Genomic DNA, 16,649 nt, shown 5'->3' with positions numbered 1-16,649 from the left:
TGTATGCGCTGATACCGGAAGAGCATCGTTGTTCACTCTCACCCAACTCACCAGCTTCGTGGCGGTCGCCGAGGAACTGCACTTCACCCGGGCCGCCGAGCGGCTCCAGATGACGCAACCACCGCTGAGCCGCCAGATCCAGCTCCTGGAGAACGACCTGGGAGTCCAGCTCCTGGACCGTACGAACCGCTCGGTCCGGCTCACCCCCGCCGGCCGCGCCTTCCTGACCGAGGCCCGCCGCATCCTGCGGCAGTCCGAGCACGCCACCCTCGCCGTCCGGCAGGTGTCGACCGGGGAGGCGGGCAGCATCGTCATAGGATTCACCGCGGCCAGCGCCTATTCCATGCTCGGCACCCTGCTGGAGACCGCCCGCGAGGTCGTGCCGCGCGCGGAGATCGTGCTGCGGGAGATGGTCACCCGGGACCAGCTGGAGGACCTCACCGAAAGCCGCCTGGACCTGGGTCTTGGCCGGCCCTCGGTCACCGGCCCCGACCTGCGGACCCGGCCGGCCGTACGCGAACGGCTACTCGCGGCGCTGCCGCGGGGCCACGGCCTGGCGGCGCGCGACGGGACGCTGGAGATCACCGACTTCGACGGGCAGCAGTTCCTGATGTACTCGCCCACCGAGGCCCGCTACTTCAACGAGCTGCTCATCAGCATTTTCCGCGCGGCGCACGTCGCCCCCGTCTTCTGCCAGTACCTGAGCCAGGTCCACAGCATTCTGGCCCTGGTCAACTGCGGCCTGGGGGTGGCCCTGGTCCCCGAGGCCGCCGCCCGGCTCCGCTACGCCGACATCGTCTTCAAACCGATCGAACTCCCCACCCCCAGGCCGGTGGAACTCAACCTCGTCTGGCGTGAGGACAACGACAACCCGGCCCTGCACACGCTGCTCCGCCGTCTGGAATCGGACCCCGCCCGGGGATCATGAACGGCTTGCCTTGGCGGACCTTCGACGAAGTGCGGGAGATGCCGCCGCCGCGCGGGCGGGGGATGTACCACGCGTGGCTGATTTCTTGCCGACCCTCACTGATCAAAGAGTCAGTCAGGCCACATCATCCGCAGGAAATTCCGGTATGTCATCGCCCATAACGGGGCAATTCACACTGGCATTCATTGCGCTTATCTCAACACCTCCGTACGGTGTCGGCCATGCGTCAAGAGTTCGACGTCGCGGCGCGCGTCCGTCAGGTGATCGACGAAGCGGGCTGCAGCCATCGGGAGTTCGCGCGGCGTGTGGTGATGGACCCGTCAAAGCTGTCGCGCTCGCTCGGCGGCACCCGCCGTTTCACCGTCGCCGAACTGGCCCGCATCGCCGACGCGGGCCGGGTCGACGCCGGGTGGCTGCTCGGCACCGCCGACCCCGGCGAACCCGCCGCCGGCACCCCTGAACCGGCCGCCCGCACCTCTCCCCCCGAGGGCGGGCGGCCCCTCCAGATCGTGCGCGAGACCGTGCGGCTCATCGCCGAGCACGGCTTCCACTCCGTACGCGTCGCCGACATCGCCGCCGCGTGCGACACCAGCACCGCCGCCATCCACTACCACTTCCCCGGCCGTGCCGAATTACTGGAAGCCGCCGTGCGGTGGTGCATGGACGAGGACACCATGCGCCGCGCCGCCCGCCTCGCGGAGGCCGACGACGCCCTCGAGGAGCTGCGCCAGCTCATCGACCTCCAGGTCCCGGAGAGCACTCAGCAGCGCCACCAGTGGCTGGTGTGGATGGACCTGTGGGCCGAGGCCGCGCGCTCGACCGCCATCGGACAGCTGCACGCCGCGTTCTACCGGGAGTGGCGGCGGACGATCGCCGAGGTGATCCGGCGCGGCATCGGCCAGGGCGTCTTCCGCGACGTCGACCCCGAGTTCAGCGCGCTGAAGCTCACCGCGCTGATCGACGGATTCGCCACCCAGGTCGTGGCCACCGCGCCCGGCGAGGGCGGTACCAGCGCGGAGCACATGCGCACCGCCTGCCTCGACTACGTCGACACCGAACTGTCCGCACAGCTTCCTCACCCTCCTCACCAACCCGACGAAACCCGTTCATCCCCGTTCCCGTAGCTACGGAGCAGTCGCAGAAGACGGAGAAGGCCATGCCCATGAACGACAGCGTCATCATCACCTGCGCCCTCACCGGGGCCGGTGACACCGTGGGCCGCAGTCCCCACGTCCCCGTCACCCCCGAGCAGATCGCCCGCTCCGCCGTCGAGGCCGCGGAGGCCGGGGCGGCCGTGGTCCACATCCACGTACGAGACCCCGAGACCGGCGCCCCCGCCCGCGATCCGCGGCTGTACCGCGAGGTCGTGGAGCGGGTGAAGGAGACCGGCACCGACGTCGTCATCAACCTCACCGCGGGCATGGGCGGCGACCTCGTCATCGACCCCGACGCGCCCCTCACCCACCTCCCCGGCACCGACCTGGTCAGTGGCCTGGACCGGCTCCCGCACGTCGAGGACCTGCTCCCCGACATCTGCACCCTGGACTGCGGCTCGCTCAACTTCGGCGACGGCAGCAACCTCTACGTCTCCACCCCCGACATGCTGCGCACCGGCGCCAAGCGCATCCAGGAGCTGGGCGTCCGCCCCGAGCTGGAGATCTTCGACACCGGACAGCTGTGGTTCGCCAAGCAGCTGCTGGCTGAGGGGCTGCTCGACGACCCGACCGTCTTCCAGCTGTGCATGGGCATCCCGTGGGGCGCGCCCGCCGAGCCGGGCGTCCTCAAGGCCATGGTCGACATGCTGCCCGAGGGCGCGCAGTGGGCCAGCTTCGCGCTGGGCCGCATGCAGATGCCGTGGGTCGCCCAGTCCATCCTGCTCGGCGGCAACGTACGGGTCGGGCTCGAGGACAACCTGTACCTCAGTCGGGGCGTCAAGGCCACCAACGGCCAGCTGGTCGAACGGGCCGTCCAGATCACCGAGCTGCTGGGCGCCACGGTCGCCACGCCGGAGGAGGCCCGGCAGCGCCTCGGCCTCAAGCCGCGCTCGTAACCCCCTCCCGGCCCGCTCATCTCCTCCTCACCTCCTTAGGACCCCCATGCCCTCACCCCCCTGCGCCCCCGACCGTGTCCGCCGCGTCGCCTGTATCGGCGCGGGCGTCATCGGCGGCGGCTGGGCCGCCCACTTCCTCGCCCGCGGCTACGACGTCACCGCCTGGGACCCGGCGCCGGACGCCGAGACCAAGCTGCGCCGCCTCGTCGACGCCGCCTGGCCCGCGCTGGAGCAGATCGGCCTGGCCGAGGGCGCCTCACCGGACCGCCTCACCGTCGCCGCCACCCTCGAAGAGGCCGTCGCCGACGCGGAGTTTGTCCAGGAGAGCGCCCCTGAGAAGCTGGAGCTGAAGCGGAGCCTGCTGGCCCAGCTGGACGCGGCCGCCCCGGCGGGCGTCGTCATCGCGTCCTCCACCTCCGGCTATCCGATGACCGACATGCAGACCGAGGCCACCGACCCCGGCCGCCTCCTCGTCGGCCACCCGTTCAACCCGCCGTACCTGATCCCCCTGGTCGAGGTCGCCGGCGGCGAGAAGACCGACCCGGCGGCCGTGGAATGGGCCTCCGCCTTCTACAAGGCGGCCGCCAAGTCCGTCATCACCATGGACCGCGAGCTGCCCGGCTTCATCGCCAACCGCCTCCAGGAGGCGCTGTGGCGCGAGGCCCTGCACATGGTGGCGAACGGTGAAGCCACGGTGAAGGACATCGACGACTCCATCACGGAAGGACCCGGCCTGCGCTGGGCCTTCATGGGGCCGTGCCTGACGTTCGCCCTCGCGGGAGGCGACGGCGGCATGGGGCATATGCTCGATCACTTCGGACCGTCACTGAAATCGCCATGGACGCGTCTCGAAGCCCCTGAGCTGGACGACTCGTTGCGTACGGCCATGGTCGACGGATGTGACGAGGCGGCGGCCGGGCGGAGTATCGTCCAGCTCGTCGCGGAAAGGGACCAGGGCGTGATCAACGTCCTGCGGGCAACCGGCCGGTTGCCCGAGCAGCGCAACGAGGGAGGCGACAAGTGAGCGACCAGCTCCCCCACTACCACCAGACCGTCCGACCGGAATGGATCGACTACAACGGTCATATGAGCGAGGCCTTCTACGTCCTCGTTTTCGGACACAGCACGGACGAGATGATGGTCGAGACCGGTCTCGACTCCGGATACCGGGTGAAGACCGGCTGCTCCCTCTACACCGTCGAGACGCACATACGCTATCTCCACGAGGTCGAGGAGGGCGCCGAGCTGACCATCCGCACCCGGGTGCTGGGCGTGGACGAGAAGAAGGTGCGGTTCTCGCACGAGATGTACGTGGGCGAGCCGGAGGGTGGCGATCCCGTGGCCACCACCGAACTGCTCGCCCTCCACATCGACCAGAAGGCGGGCCGCTCGGCAGCGTTCCCGGAGGAGATCCGCGAGCGGCTCACCTCCCTGGTCGAAAAGGCACCCGACTGGGCGGGCCGCTCCATCGGCCCGATTCCCGCCGCCGCCTAGGCGGGCGGCGCACGCAGAGACGAGGGGGTCACCGGCCCGTTTCCTACGGCCCGGTGACCCCCTCGACGCGCCTCCTCACCCCGTGGCGTAGATATGTCCCCGTACAAGGCGAGCGCCCGGCGGCGCAGCTCATCCTCCCCCTGCCCGGCGAAGCGGTCCGGGGCGCGTGTCACAGTTCGGGCAGTCGTGACGTTCTACCGCCACTGCGGCCCGACCGTAGAAGACGAAGTTACCCGGAACGCTTTGCGTCCCGGGCAGCATGCGTGTGCGGCAGCCGCAAGCTCCTGGGGGAGCTACAGGTCTCAGCCGTCTCAGGCCGCGGTTGTGGGGCCCGCCGTTCCGGCGGTGCGGCGGTGTTCGGCGTTGATGCGCTGGGTTTCTTCAAGCTGGTCTTCGAGGATGACGATGCGACAGGCGGCCTCGATGGGGGTGCCCTGGTCGACGAACGCGTGGAGGGGCCCTGGTGCCATTGGCACCAGGGCCCCGAAGGAACTGCTACACCATCTGCCGGCCCTGGTACTGCGCCGGCCTTCTTGTTCCGCAGACCCGACCGAGATGCTGTCGGGGGTGCGGGGATCGCGGTTGCTTGACCGGAGACCACCTCACTATCGATGTCCTGCGGTACCCGGGGCTCAAGACTTCCGCCCGGGCGATCCTGATGGCGCCTGGCTCCTCCGTTTCTTCCCTCTGGGATCAATCACTTACCTACTGCTGGTACTGCTCTCCTGCGTACTGCTTGGTGGCCTGCCGTAGCGCCACCCTTCGGCAGCCAGCCCCGTCGCCCGTCCTGCGTCTGCTCTGGCTTGGAACCCCACTGCCGAACTTCCCGGTGCGCGCGTCCGCAGCCGACGCCTTCACCGAGGTGCTGCTCACTGACTTCACTGCTGGGTACTGCGAACTGCAACTGCGTGTACTGCTGGCCGGCAGTTCGTCTCTGCCAGGCCCCGTTGATCTCGGCTACGAGAGAAACCATAACCACACCAACGCCCAATGTCTACTACAGCCGACATAGATTTCCGCGCAGTCGGAGATGAGGTAATCGACCTCGAACGATGGTGGGTGGCGGGTGCAAGCCGGGTTAACGGGCCTCAAGGCCGGGCACAAGCTCCGGGCAGACAGGACCGGGCACTGACGATCCCAGGACAGGGGGACCAGATGGACACGATGAGCGTCGACGTCGCGACCCTCCGCTCCGCGACATCCGTCGCCGGCGCACGCGAGAGCACCCGGGACTTCCTCGACGGGCTCGTACCGGCCATCGCGGCCGAGGCCGCCGACACGGTGGTCCTGGTCGTCTCCGAGCTCGTCACCAACGCCCTGCGCCACGGCGGCGGCACCTGCACCCTGGATCTGACCGCGCACCCGGACAGCATCGAGACGGCCGTGCACGACCACAGCCCGAAAGCGCCGCGCATGCGCACCCCCGATCTCAACGACGGCACCGGAGGATTCGGCTGGCCCATGGTCAACCGCCTCGCCCGCGCCACCACCGTGAACCGCCAGGCGGGCGGCAAGACCGTAAGCGCCCTCCTCGCCCGATAGCGCCAAGGCGCCGACGCCGACCGGATTGACCGGTGGCCTTCCCAAGGGCGTGAACGAGTCGGCGCTGACGGCCAGCGCGCTGTGGGACGCGGTCACCGGCCCCTCGGCATGCGTCCGGGCCCGGCCGTGTAGGAACGTACGGAAGTTCCGCCCCCGCTCCGCATCTCCCACGCGCGCTCGTACGCCGTCGGCTTGCGCTCGGTGCACTGCTTCACGCGGCATCACGATTGCCGTGGTCGCCCGTCACGGCCGACGGCGTATGACACAGACTGGACGGGTGACACCTGAGCCCCGGTTGCCGTCCCCCGTGCAGGACCTGCACGACGAGTGGTTCGCGAGCCGGGGGCTGGAGCTGCGGCTGAAGCGGGACGACCTCATCCACCCCACCGTCCCCGGCAACAAGTGGCGCAAGCTCACGCCCAATCTGCGCGCCGCCACCGAGCAGGGGCACACGCGGCTGCTCACCTTCGGCGGGGCGTACTCCAATCACATCCGCGCCGTCGCCGCGGCCGGGGACGCGTGGGGGCTGTCCACGGTGGGGATCATCCGGGGTGACGAGCTGGCCGACGCCCCGCGCAACTGGTCCCTCGCGCTCGCCGAGTCCTACGGCATGCGGCTGGCCTTTCTCGATCGGTCCAGGTATCGGGAAATGCTGCGCTCCCTGGACGAGCCGGGGACGGTGCGGGAGCTGGAGGGGCTGTGGGGGCCGGCTTACGTCCTGCCGGAGGGCGGTACGAACGTGCTCGCCGCGCGCGGGACCGCCGAACTCGTCGCGGAGCTGCCCGACCTGGGCGCACGCGACGTGGTGTGCTGCGCGGTCGGCACCGGCGGCACGCTGGCCGGGATCGCCGCCGGCCTGCCGGAGGGGGCGCGGGCAGTGGGGTTCGCCGTGCTGAAGGGGGCGTCCGGGTATCTGGAGGACGAGGTGGCCGGGCTGCACCGACGGGGGTGGGGGCGGGCGTTCGGTAATTGGCGTATCGAGCACGGCTGGCACGGGGGCGGTTACGGGCGGGTCCCGGCCGAGTTGGAGGCGTTCGCGGCGGGGTTCGAGGAGCGGTGTGGGGTGCGGGTGGAGCGGCGGTACGTGGCGAAGATGCTGTGGGGGGTGTGGGGGCTGGCCGAGGCGGGGACGCTGCCACGGGGTGGGCGGGTGACGGCGGTCGTGACCGGCCCGCCGGACCCGGCGGAGCCGGGGTAGGGGGCGGTCTTTCCCCACCCCGCCCCTTCCCGAAACGGGGGCTCCGCCCCCGGCCCCGCCGGGGCTGCGCCCCAGACCCCCTTGCGGGGGCTCCGCCCCCACACCCCCGCCGGGGCTCCGCCCCGAACCCCGCCCGGGGGTCACTCCGGGGCCCGCAGCCGGATGACCGCGACCGCCGCGTGGCGGACCGTGCTCTCCTGGCGTACCTCCACCGTCAGCTCCGGCGCGATCGGCTGGTAGGCGATCCACGCACCGACCGTGTCGATCGCCGTGGGCAGGTCCGGAGACGGGGATTCCACCGGCGGCAGGTCGCGCAGGGCCGGGGCCAGCTGGGCCCGGACCGCCGGGGTGAGGGGGCCGGAGACGACCGGGGTGTCGTCACCCGGCAGGACGAGGGCCAGGGCGCGGGGTCGGAGGCGGGGGCCCACGACGCCGACGACCATGGCGTCCCGGGTCTCCGAGTACCGCAGTTTCCGCCAGTGCCGGCCCGCCCGGTACGGCTGGTCGGGGCTCTTGATGACCAGCCCCTCGACGCCGATGGCCGGGAACGCCTCGTACCAGGTGGCGGCCAGGTCCGGGTCCATCGTCATCGGGACTGGCTGGAGGGGCGGACCGTGCGGTTCGAGGAGCGCGAGGAGGAGGGCGCGGCGGCGTTCGTACGGGAGGGGCCGCAGGTCGTCCGGGCCGTGCGCGAGGAGGTCGAACGCGGCGTAGGAGGCGGGGAGTTCGCGGGCCAGCCGCGCGGCGCGGGCCTCCGTCGCGGCGGCGGCGCGTTTCTGGACGGCGGCGAAGTCGGTGTGGCGGCCGACCCAGACCACCACCTCCCCGTCGAGCACGGTGCCCACCGGGAGCCGTAGCGCGGCGGCCGCCAGGTCGGGGAAGGCGCGGGTGACGATGCGGCCGGAGCGGGCCTGCATCTGCACCTCGTCCGCCAGCCGGAAGATCAGCAGCCGATGGCCGTCGAACTTCGGCTCGTACGCCAGTCGCCGCCCCGGCGCCGCGACCGGCAGGGTCGGGACGGGCCGGGCGAGCGCCACCGGCACGGGTGGCAACAGGGCAGTCATGGGGTGGCGGGCAGCGGGTGGGCGTGGGCCGGGTCGAGGAGCGGGGCGAGCAGATCGCCGTGGCGGCCGAGGCGGGCGGGGAGGTCGTCGATCCGGAAGACCAGCCGCCCGGGGTCGTCGCACGCCTCCACCTCGTCCCAGGTCACGGGCGTGGAGACGGTCGGCTCCTGGCGGGCGCGGGGCGTATAGGGGGCGGCGGTGGTCTTCGCAGCGGCGTTCTGGCTGAAGTCGACGAACACCTTGCCGGGCCGCAGGGAGCGCGTCATCTTCTGGATGGCCAGCCCCGGCAGCGCGGCGACGGCCTCCGCCGCGAGCCGCCGGGCGTAGTGGGTGACCTGCCGGGACGGGGTCGGCTCCAGCGGGGTCAGCAGATGCAGCCCCTTGGAGCCGCTGGTCTTGGCGTACGCGGCCAGCCCGTCCGCGCGCAGCCGCTCCCGCAGCCATACGGCGACGGCGCAGCAGTCCACGATCGTGGCGGGCGCGCCGGGGTCGAGGTCGAAGACCAGCCGGTCGGCGACGCCCGTCCCCTCGTCGATCCGCCACATGGGCGCGTGGAACTCGACCACCAGGTTCGCCGCCCACATCAGCGACGCCAGGTCCTGCACCAGCACCTGCCGCGCGGTCTCCCCCTCATGGCGGCTGACCTCGGCGGTCGTCACCCAGGAGGGAGTGCCGGGAGGCGGGTTCTTGGTGAAGAACATCTGTCCGTCCGGGCCGTCCGGATAGCGCAGGAACGCGAGCGGGCGCCCCCGCAGATGGCCGAGCAGAGGCCCGGCGGCCGACGCCAGATAGTGCAGCAGCTCGCCCTTGGTGGTGCCGGTGGCCGGATGGATGACCTTGTCGAGGTTCCTGAGCGCGATCCGTCGCCCCTCCACCTCCGTGATCGGGGACATACGATAAGAATCTCACGAAAGGGATCAAGCATGCGATCTATCTGGAATGGGAACATTTCGTTCGGCCTGGTGAGCATCCCGATCAAGATGTATCCGGCGACCGAGGACCACTCGGTGTCCTTCCGGCAGATCCACACCGCGGACGGCGGCCGCATCCGGTATCGCAAGATCTGCGAGCTGGAGGACAAGCAGATCGACGCGGACGAGATCGGCAAGGCGTACGAGGACGCCGACGGTGCCCTGATCCCGATCACCGACGAGGACCTGGCCGCCCTTCCGCTGCCGACCACCCGCGCGCTGGAGATCGAGGCGTTCGTGAACGCCTCGGACATCGATCCGCTGCAGATGGGCGACGCGTACTACCTCGGCGCCAACGGTACGGCCGCCGCCAAGCCGTACGCCCTCCTCCGCGAGGCCCTCAAGCGCAGCGAGAAGGTCGCCATCACGAAGTACGCCCACCGCGGGCGGGAACGGCTCGGGATGCTGCGCGTCGTCGGCGACGCCATCGCCATGCACCGGCTGCTGTGGCCGGACGAGGTGCGCGAGCCGGCGGGCGTGGCGCCCAAGGAGAAGGTCACGGTGAAACCGGCCGAGCTGGATCTCGCGGACATGTTGATGGCCACGCTCGGCGAGGTGGACCTGAGCGAACTGCACGACGAGTACCACGAGGCCCTGGAGGCCATGGTGGCGGCGAAGGTCTCCGGCGCCACCCCCACCGCCGAACCGGGCGAGCGCCCGACCGGCGCCCAGGTCGTGGACCTGATGGCCGCCCTGAAGGACAGCGTCCGCAGCGCGAAGGAGGCCCGCGGCGAGCCCCTTGATGAGAAAGCCACGGTCACCGAATTGAGCGACCGCAAGGCCCCGGCCAAGAAGGCCGCCGCGAAGAAGACCACCGCGAAGAAGACTGCGGCCAAGAAGACCGCGGCGACGAAGAAGACCGCCACGAAGAAGGCGGCGCCCAAGAAGGCCGCCGCCAAGAAGCAGCCCGGCAAACGAGGCGCCTGAACCCGGCCGGGCCCGCGCCCGCCCCCGGGCGGCCCGGAACCACCGGCCGAGGAGCCGCCACTCGACGCGAAGGGGCGGAGCCACCCGACATCCGACCACCAGACGGGCCGGAGCCGGACGAAGGCCGGTGCCACCGGCGGGGGCCGGACCCTGCCCCGGAGGCCCCGCACCCTCACCACGCACCCCAGCGACCGCGCTCCACCCCCGCCCCCGCAGGGGCCCCGCACCCGGCACCCGAGCCGCACCCCCGGCGCCCCCACCGATCAGCGGAAGGCGGGCGCGTTCTCCGCGGCCCAGTCCGCGAACGTCCGCGGCGGGCGGCCCGTGATGCGCTCGACCTCCGGGGAGATCGTCTGCGGCCGGTCCACGAGCGCCCCGAAGACCCGCAGCAGCGAGTCCGCGATCTCCGGCGTCACGAACCCGCCGACCATCTTCTCGCGCGCCACCTCGGCCGGGATCTCCTCGTACCGCAGGGGGCGGCCGATGACCTCGCCGATGACGCGCACCTGGTCGGCGAAGGTCAGCGACTCCGGTCCTGTCAGCTCGGGCGCCTGGCCGACCAGGTCGTCGGAGAGGAAGGCGCGGGCGGCGACGGCGCCCATGTCGGCCTCGTGGATGGGGGCCATGTGCGCCCGGGCGTGCGCGCCGTACACCACGTCCCCGGCCTTGATCTGGTCCGCCCACTGGAGGGCGTTCACGGCGAAGGCGCCCGGCCGCACGTGGGTCCACTCCAGACCGGTGCGCTCGACCTGGGTCTCCAGCTCGCGGTGCATGACACCGATCGGGTTGGTCTGCGGGTCGTTGTTTTCGAGGACGGAGGACGAGGAGAGCATCACGATGCGCCGCACCCCGGCCTCCTTGGCCCGCTCGAGCAGCTTCTCGGCGCCCGCCTGCCACGTCACCGCGGCGTGGAGGAAGAGCCCGGTGGCGCCCTCCAGCGGCAGGTCGTCGGTCCGTGCCGCCTGCACACCGTCGGGGAAGCGCGCGGCCTCGGGGTCGCGGGTGAGCGCACGGACCTCCGCGCCCGCGGCGGCCAGCTCCTTCACCACGTGCGCGCCGACGTTTCCGGTGGCTCCGGTTACCACGATCATGACGTGTCTCCCTGCCTGTCCAAAACTACTTCGGTGTCTTCGACGCTAGCGTTCATCCAACTGGATGAACTTGTCAAACAAATAGATGGAACTAGTCTGTTCCGGTCGAGCACGAGGAGTTGAAAGACATGGAGGGGACGCCGAAGAGGCCCCGCCGCGCCCCCGCGCCCGAGGAGCGCAAGCTGTGCCCGGAGCGCTCCCGGCGGCTGCTGCTGGAAGCGGCCCGGGACGAGTTCGCGCAGAAGGGGTACGCGGGCGCCCGGGTGCAGGACATCGCGGACCGGGCGGGCGTCAACAAGCAGCTGATCGCGTACCACTTCGGCGGCAAGGAGGGCCTGTACCGGGAGCTGGGCCGCGAGTGGCTGAAGCGCGAGGAGACCTTCAACGACCCCACGATCCCCCTGGACGAGCTGGTCGGCCGCTACCTCAGCGAGGCGTTCGCCGACCCCCGGGCGACCCGGTTCAACGCCTGGTGCGGCCTGGACGACACCGCGCCGGAGGAGGGCCCGGAGGACCTCTCCGACCTGCGGCGCCGCCAGGCGGCGGGCGAGATCGCGGAGGACATCGATCCCGCCATGGCGATGCTGCTGTACGTCAGCCTGGTCACGGCGCCGATCGCGCTGCCGCACGCCGTGCGGCAGTTCTTCGACGCCGACCCGGAGTCGCCGGAGTTCCGCGAGCACTACGCGGAGCAGGTGCGGAGGGTCGTCCGCCACCTGGCGACCTGAAAGCGACGTAGCTACTCCGTCACGCCGTCGATCTGGAACGTCTGCACCGACTGCGCGGCGAACGGCACGGTCAGCCGCTTGCCGTCCAGCACCGTGTCCCGGCGCGCGGTGTAGAGGTCTCCGCCGCCCGCCGTCTGGGTCGACCAGCGCGGCACGAGGCCGCCCGTACCGCCGGTGACCTGGCCGAATCGCGACAGGTCGAAGGTCATGGTCTGCGCGGCGCCGGGATTGACGGCGACGAGCACGAGGCGGCGGGCGGCCGGGTCGTACGCCGCCACCGCGTGGTCCGAGCCGGTGGCCAGGATGCGCATGCCGGGGCGGATGTGCCGGGTGAACTGGGCGAGGACGTAGTACTTGGTCTGCACGGCACCGGGCTGCGCGGTGTTCGGGTCGTAGTGGATGAGCGCCCAGCCGGCGCTGGGGTCCATGACCTGCCAGTAGCACCAGGCGGTCGGGTGCAGCCAGCGGAAGTCCAGGCAGAGGTTGGTGGCGAGGGTGAGGCCGGTGCCGTCCTTGTCGCCGGTCTCGGAGTTCCACAGCTTCTTGCCCGCGGCGCGCACGTCCGCGTACAGCAGGTCGCGGCGGCCGCCCGAGCCCTGGTAGCCGTGCACATTGACCTGGTCGACGAGGGCGCGGGTCGCGGCGTCGAAGGAGCCCCAGGTGGTGCGGGCCAGGTCGTAGCTGGTCTCGTCCGAGGCCGAGATGCGGGCGGCGGTCAGGCCGCGGGCGTCCAGCTCGGTGCGCAGGTGGCCGAGGACGGTGCGCTGCACGGCCGCGTCGATGTGGCAGCCCTCCTGCTTGCCGTCCGCCTTCCACCAAGCGGAGGAGGGTTCGTTGAACGGCTCTACGGTGGCGAAGCGCACGCCCCAGTGGTCCTGGGCGTAGCGGGCGGTGGTGGCGAGGTAGACGGCGAACTGCCGGTAGTTCCACGACTGGAGGTTGTTGCCGCCGTCCGCGGCGCCGGAGGGGTTGTGGTTGAGGCACATCCACCACATGGGTGAATTGGAGAACAGCTCGGTGACGGCACCGCGCTGGACGGCCTTGGTGAGCGCCGCGCGCTGGGCCGCGTCGGAGGTCCAGCGCCAGGCGGCGGACGCCGGGTCCTCGCTGGACCAGTCGTGCCAGTAGCCCTCGATCTGCTTGAAGCGGGGGATGTTGGGCGAGACGGCCATGGACTGGCCGCCCACGCTGGTCCAGGCGCAGCCGCCGAGGTTGTAGCGGGCGATGTTGAGGCCGAGGCCGGGGAGGGTGGTACCGGCGTAGGCGGTGTTCCTGGTGGTGAAGAAGATGTCGGCGAAGTCGTCCCGCCCACCGAAGAGGTTGGCCCACCAGGCGAGCGAGGTGCCCCAACCCTCCCAGCCTCCGTGGTCGGTGCCCGGGTCGACGCTGACGGCTTCGTCGGCGTGGGCCGTGCCGGTGGTGAGTGCGGTGCCGAGCAGAGTTGCGCTTGCTGCCGTGAGGAGCGTTCTTCGTCGCACCATGTGTCCCTTCTGCCGCTTGGGGCCCCGTGATCTGAAGCGTCGGGCGCGGAGGGGGAGTTGTCGAGAGGTATGACAGCGCTTTCTCCCGACGAAGCGGGCGGGCCGTAATTCGGTTGCTCCCGGCCCGCCGCCGCGCTCAAGATGTCCGCGACATTCCGCCGACACCGCAAGCCGACACCGCAAGGAGCATGCGATGCGCCGATTCCTCGGAACGACTCAGGGCCCCCGCCGGACGACCGTTTTCGAGGACATCACCACGCATGCACCACACCATCAACATCGGCGTACTCGCCCATGTCGACGCCGGTAAGACGAGCCTGACCGAACGGCTGCTGTTCGACGCGGGCGTCATCGACCGCCTCGGCAGCGTCGACTCCGGGGACACCCAGACCGATACGGGCGCCATCGAGCGGGAGCGCGGGATCACCGTGCGGTCGGCCGTCGCCTCCTTCTCCGCCGGTGACACCCAGGTCAACCTGATCGACACCCCCGGCCACTCCGACTTCATCGCCGAGGTCGAGCGGGCGCTCGGCGTGCTGGACGGGGCCGTGCTGGTGCTGTCCGCCGTCGAGGGCGTGCAGGCACAGACGCGGGTGCTGATGAAGTCGCTGCGGCGGCTGCGGCTGCCCGTGTTGCTCTTCGTCAACAAGATCGACCGGGCGGGCGCCCGGCACGCGGAGCTGCTGACGGACATCCGGCGGCTGCTGGCGCCGCACATCGTGTCCCTGACGGACGTACGGGACCTGGGCACGCGGGCCGCGCGCACCCGCCCGCGGTCGCTCGACGACGCCGACGTACGCACCGAGGCGGCCGAGGCGCTGGCGGAGACCGACGACGCGCTGCTCGCCCGGCTCGTGGACGGCCCGCTCCCCTCCCCCGCCGAGGTGCGCGCGGCGCTGGCCGCGGCGACGGCGGAAGCGCGGGCGCACCCGGTGTACTGCGGTTCGGCGCTGAGCGGGGAGGGCGTCGCGGCCCTCGTGGAGGGCGTCGTACGGCTCGTCCCGCCCGGCCCGGACCACGGCGGTACGAAGCCCCGGGGCACCGTCTTCGCCGTCGAGCGGACGGCGGGCTCCGCCACGAAGACCGCCTATCTGCGGCTCTTCTCGGGCGAGCTGACCGTACGGCAGCACCTCACGCTGCACCGGCCCGGCACCGGGCACAGCGGGCAGATCACCGCGCTGGAGGTCGTCGGCCGGGCCGGGGAACGGGTGCTGACCGCCGGGAACATCGCGCGGATCAAAGGCCTGCCCGAGGTCCGCGTAGGCGACCGGCTCGGGGACTTCGACGCTGACGAACAACGCCACTTCGCCGCGCCCAGCCTCCACACCCTCGTCCACACCCGCGAACCCGGCCCCGCGGCCGCCACCCGGTTGCACACCGCGCTGCTCGCCCTGGCCGACCAGGATCCGCTGATCCACGCCCGGGCGATGCCCGGCGGCGCCACCTCGGTGCTGCTGTACGGCGAGGTCCAGAAGCAGATCATCGCCGCGACCCTCGCCCAGGAGTACGGCATCGAGGCCGACTTCGAGCCGAGCCGCCCGGTCCTGGTGGAGCGGCCGGTGGGGGTCGGCGAGGCGTGCTACGAGATGGCCGAGCGCGGCCATACGGGGCCGTGGGCGACGGTCGGGCTGCGCGTCGAGCCCGCCGCGACCGGGTCCGGGGTCGGCTTCGGCTACGAGACCGAACTGGGCGCCCTGCCACGGGCGTTCCACACCGCGATCGAGCAGACCGTGCACGCCACGCTGCGCCAGGGCCCGCGCGGGCGGGCGGTCACGGACTGCCGGGTCACCCTGATCCGTTCGGGCTTCGCGGCCCCGATCAGCACGGCCGCCGACTTCCGGGGCGTCACCCCGGGGGTGCTGGGAGAGGCCCTGGAGCGGGCGGGGTGGCGGGTGTACGAGCCGTACCACGCCTTCGAGTTGGAGGTTCCGTTCGATGTGCTCGCCCCCGTCACGGCCCAGCTCGCCGCGGTCGGGGCGGACATCGTGGAGAGCGCGGGTGCTGGGGCGGGGTGGCTGCTCACGGGGGAGATTCCGGTGCGGACGGTGCACGAGTTCGAGCACGCGCTGCCGGGGCTGTCGCGGGGCGAGGGGGTGTGGCTGTCCCACCCGTCCGGCGACCGGCCGCTCCCCGGCGGCGCCGCCCGTTAGATACCCGGTCCTGCGACGCGGGCGTAGCTCACGGCGTTGCTCGTACCGCCGTCCGTTGTCACGGTGACGTTGACCGCCCCGGCCGACCCAGCCGGGGCGGTCGCCGTCACCCAGGCGTCCGACACGACCGTGAACGCGGCGAGTGTGGAGCCGAAACGGACCGCGCTCGTCGTGGTCAGGCCGCTGCCGAACAGGGTGACCGTGTTGCCGCCGCCCAGCGGGCCCTGGCCGGGGACCGCGCTGGTGAGTACGGGGACGGCGGCATAGAGGTAGGTGACGCCGTTGCTGGTGCCGCCCGGCGTGGTGACCGTCACCTGCACCGGACCGGCGGCCCCCGGCGGCGCCACCGCGTTGATCTGGATGGCGGAGACGACCGTGAAGGACGTGGCGGCGACGGCGCCGAACTTGACGGCCGTCGCGCCGAGCAGGTTCGTCCCCGCGAGGGTGACGGCCGTGCCGCCGGAGGCCGGGCCCTGGCCGGGGGTGACGGAGCTGAGGGTGGGAAGGCCGACGTAGAAGTACGTGACGCCGTTGCTCGTACCGCCCGGGCCGGTCACCGTGATCTGCACCGGACCGGCGGTCCCCGGCGGGGCCACCGCCGTGATCTGGGTCCCCGACACCACCGTGAACGACACCGCCGGCGCCGAGCCGAACTGCACCGCCGTGGCCCCGGTGAGGCCACTGCCGCTCAGCGTCACCGAGGTGCCCCCGCCCACCGGCCCCTGACCGGGCGAGACCCCGCTCAGCACCGGACCGGCGACGTACGTGTAGGTGAGCCCGTTGCTCGTACCTCCCGGGCCGGTCACCGTCACCTGCACCGGACCGGCGCTTCCCGGCGGCGACACGGCCGTGATCTGCGACGGCGACACCACGGTGAACGGCGCGGTCACGGAGCCGAACTGCACCGCCGTGGCCCCGGCGAGACCGCTGCCGCTCAGCGTCACCGAGGTGCCCCCGCCCACCGGCCCCTGACCGGGCGAGACCCCGCTCAGCACCGGACCGGCGACGTACGTGTAGGTGAGACG

15 protein-coding genes and 1 pseudogene are annotated in these 16,649 nt (G+C 71.6%); 10 read left to right on the top strand and 6 right to left on the bottom strand.

From position 1 onward, the window contains the following. The first annotated feature begins 28 nt into the window (after positions 1-28). From ACH4SI_RS37545 to ACH4SI_RS37525, 5 genes are all read left to right on the top strand, one after another. Entirely contained in the window at positions 29-928 is a 900-nt protein-coding gene (locus ACH4SI_RS37545; RefSeq protein ID WP_398303975.1) for a LysR substrate-binding domain-containing protein, read from the top strand. A gap of 221 nt (positions 929-1,149) precedes the next feature. Further along, the gene (locus tag ACH4SI_RS37540; protein WP_398303973.1) at positions 1,150-2,052 is read left to right on the top strand and encodes a TetR family transcriptional regulator C-terminal domain-containing protein; all 903 of its coding nucleotides are present in this window, start codon (positions 1,150-1,152) and stop codon (positions 2,050-2,052) included. A 32-nt stretch (positions 2,053-2,084) separates the two neighbouring features. Further along, positions 2,085-2,978 (top strand): 3-keto-5-aminohexanoate cleavage protein, encoded by an 894-nt coding sequence (locus ACH4SI_RS37535; protein ID WP_398303971.1) that lies wholly within the window; start codon positions 2,085-2,087, stop codon positions 2,976-2,978. A 46-nt stretch (positions 2,979-3,024) separates the two neighbouring features. Beyond that, complete coding sequence (locus ACH4SI_RS37530; protein ID WP_398303969.1) at positions 3,025-4,002, top strand: 3-hydroxyacyl-CoA dehydrogenase NAD-binding domain-containing protein; 978 nt, start codon at positions 3,025-3,027, stop codon at positions 4,000-4,002. Continuing rightward, complete coding sequence (locus ACH4SI_RS37525; protein WP_398303967.1) at positions 3,999-4,472, top strand: thioesterase family protein; 474 nt, start codon at positions 3,999-4,001, stop codon at positions 4,470-4,472. Before ACH4SI_RS37530 ends, ACH4SI_RS37525 begins: the two co-directional genes overlap by 4 nt. 311 nt (positions 4,473-4,783) lie before the next feature. On the opposite strand, the pseudogene ACH4SI_RS37520 reads toward ACH4SI_RS37525, so the two are convergent. After that, a pseudogene (locus tag ACH4SI_RS37520) lies at positions 4,784-4,915 on the bottom strand (MerR family transcriptional regulator); the annotation flags it as partial. Between the two features lie 712 nt (positions 4,916-5,627). Here ACH4SI_RS37520 and ACH4SI_RS37515 point away from each other — a divergent pair. Together ACH4SI_RS37515 and ACH4SI_RS37510 are read left to right on the top strand one after the other, a co-directional pair. Further along, complete coding sequence (locus ACH4SI_RS37515) at positions 5,628-6,014, top strand: ATP-binding protein (protein WP_398303965.1); 387 nt, start codon at positions 5,628-5,630, stop codon at positions 6,012-6,014. Positions 6,015-6,291: 277 nt separating this feature from the next. Then, the gene (locus ACH4SI_RS37510) at positions 6,292-7,212 is read left to right on the top strand and encodes a 1-aminocyclopropane-1-carboxylate deaminase/D-cysteine desulfhydrase (protein ID WP_398303963.1); all 921 of its coding nucleotides are present in this window, start codon (positions 6,292-6,294) and stop codon (positions 7,210-7,212) included. A gap of 140 nt (positions 7,213-7,352) precedes the next feature. Here the strand turns inward: ACH4SI_RS37510 and ACH4SI_RS37505 are convergent, their stop codons facing one another. Beyond that, the gene (locus tag ACH4SI_RS37505) at positions 7,353-8,276 is read right to left on the bottom strand and encodes an ATP-dependent DNA ligase (RefSeq protein WP_398303961.1); all 924 of its coding nucleotides are present in this window, start codon (positions 8,274-8,276) and stop codon (positions 7,353-7,355) included. Further along, positions 8,273-9,169 carry a non-homologous end-joining DNA ligase gene (ligD, locus tag ACH4SI_RS37500; RefSeq protein WP_398303959.1) on the bottom strand — a complete coding sequence of 299 codons (897 nt, stop codon included), beginning with the start codon at positions 9,167-9,169 and terminating at the stop codon, positions 8,273-8,275. Before ligD ends, ACH4SI_RS37505 begins: the two co-directional genes overlap by 4 nt. Positions 9,170-9,199: 30 nt before the next feature. Between ligD and ACH4SI_RS37495 the strand changes: the two genes are divergently transcribed. Next, positions 9,200-10,174, top strand: a complete 975-nt coding sequence (locus ACH4SI_RS37495; protein ID WP_398303957.1) for a Ku protein — start codon at positions 9,200-9,202, stop codon at positions 10,172-10,174. A gap of 263 nt (positions 10,175-10,437) precedes the next feature. Here the strand turns inward: ACH4SI_RS37495 and ACH4SI_RS37490 are convergent, their stop codons facing one another. After that, a complete protein-coding gene (locus ACH4SI_RS37490; RefSeq protein ID WP_398303955.1) occupies positions 10,438-11,265 on the bottom strand; it encodes an NAD(P)H-binding protein in 828 nt (275 codons plus the stop codon). A 128-nt stretch (positions 11,266-11,393) separates the two neighbouring features. Between ACH4SI_RS37490 and ACH4SI_RS37485 the strand changes: the two genes are divergently transcribed. Continuing rightward, positions 11,394-11,993 carry a TetR family transcriptional regulator gene (locus ACH4SI_RS37485; protein WP_398303953.1) on the top strand — a complete coding sequence of 200 codons (600 nt, stop codon included), beginning with the start codon at positions 11,394-11,396 and terminating at the stop codon, positions 11,991-11,993. A gap of 11 nt (positions 11,994-12,004) precedes the next feature. Here the strand turns inward: ACH4SI_RS37485 and ACH4SI_RS37480 are convergent, their stop codons facing one another. Further along, positions 12,005-13,474 carry a glycoside hydrolase gene (locus ACH4SI_RS37480; RefSeq protein ID WP_398303951.1) on the bottom strand — a complete coding sequence of 490 codons (1,470 nt, stop codon included), beginning with the start codon at positions 13,472-13,474 and terminating at the stop codon, positions 12,005-12,007. 260 nt (positions 13,475-13,734) lie between these two features. Here ACH4SI_RS37480 and otr(A) point away from each other — a divergent pair, with 260 nt between their 5' ends. Further along, positions 13,735-15,624: a tetracycline resistance ribosomal protection protein Otr(A) gene (otr(A), locus tag ACH4SI_RS37475; protein ID WP_398303948.1), complete on the top strand. Its 1,890-nt coding sequence runs from the start codon at positions 13,735-13,737 to the stop codon at positions 15,622-15,624. Here otr(A) and ACH4SI_RS37470 read toward each other — a convergent pair. Then, positions 15,621-16,649: IPT/TIG domain-containing protein (locus ACH4SI_RS37470; protein ID WP_398303946.1), on the bottom strand; the 1,029-nt coding region annotated here is incomplete at its 5' end. The genes otr(A) and ACH4SI_RS37470 overlap by 4 nt on opposite strands.

This window comes from Streptomyces sp. NPDC021212 (assembly GCF_044332925.1).
Lineage (GTDB): Bacteria > Actinomycetota > Actinomycetes > Streptomycetales > Streptomycetaceae > Streptomyces.
The sequence above is the reverse complement of the archived record's forward strand: the minus strand, read 5'-3'. Positions and strand labels throughout refer to the sequence as shown.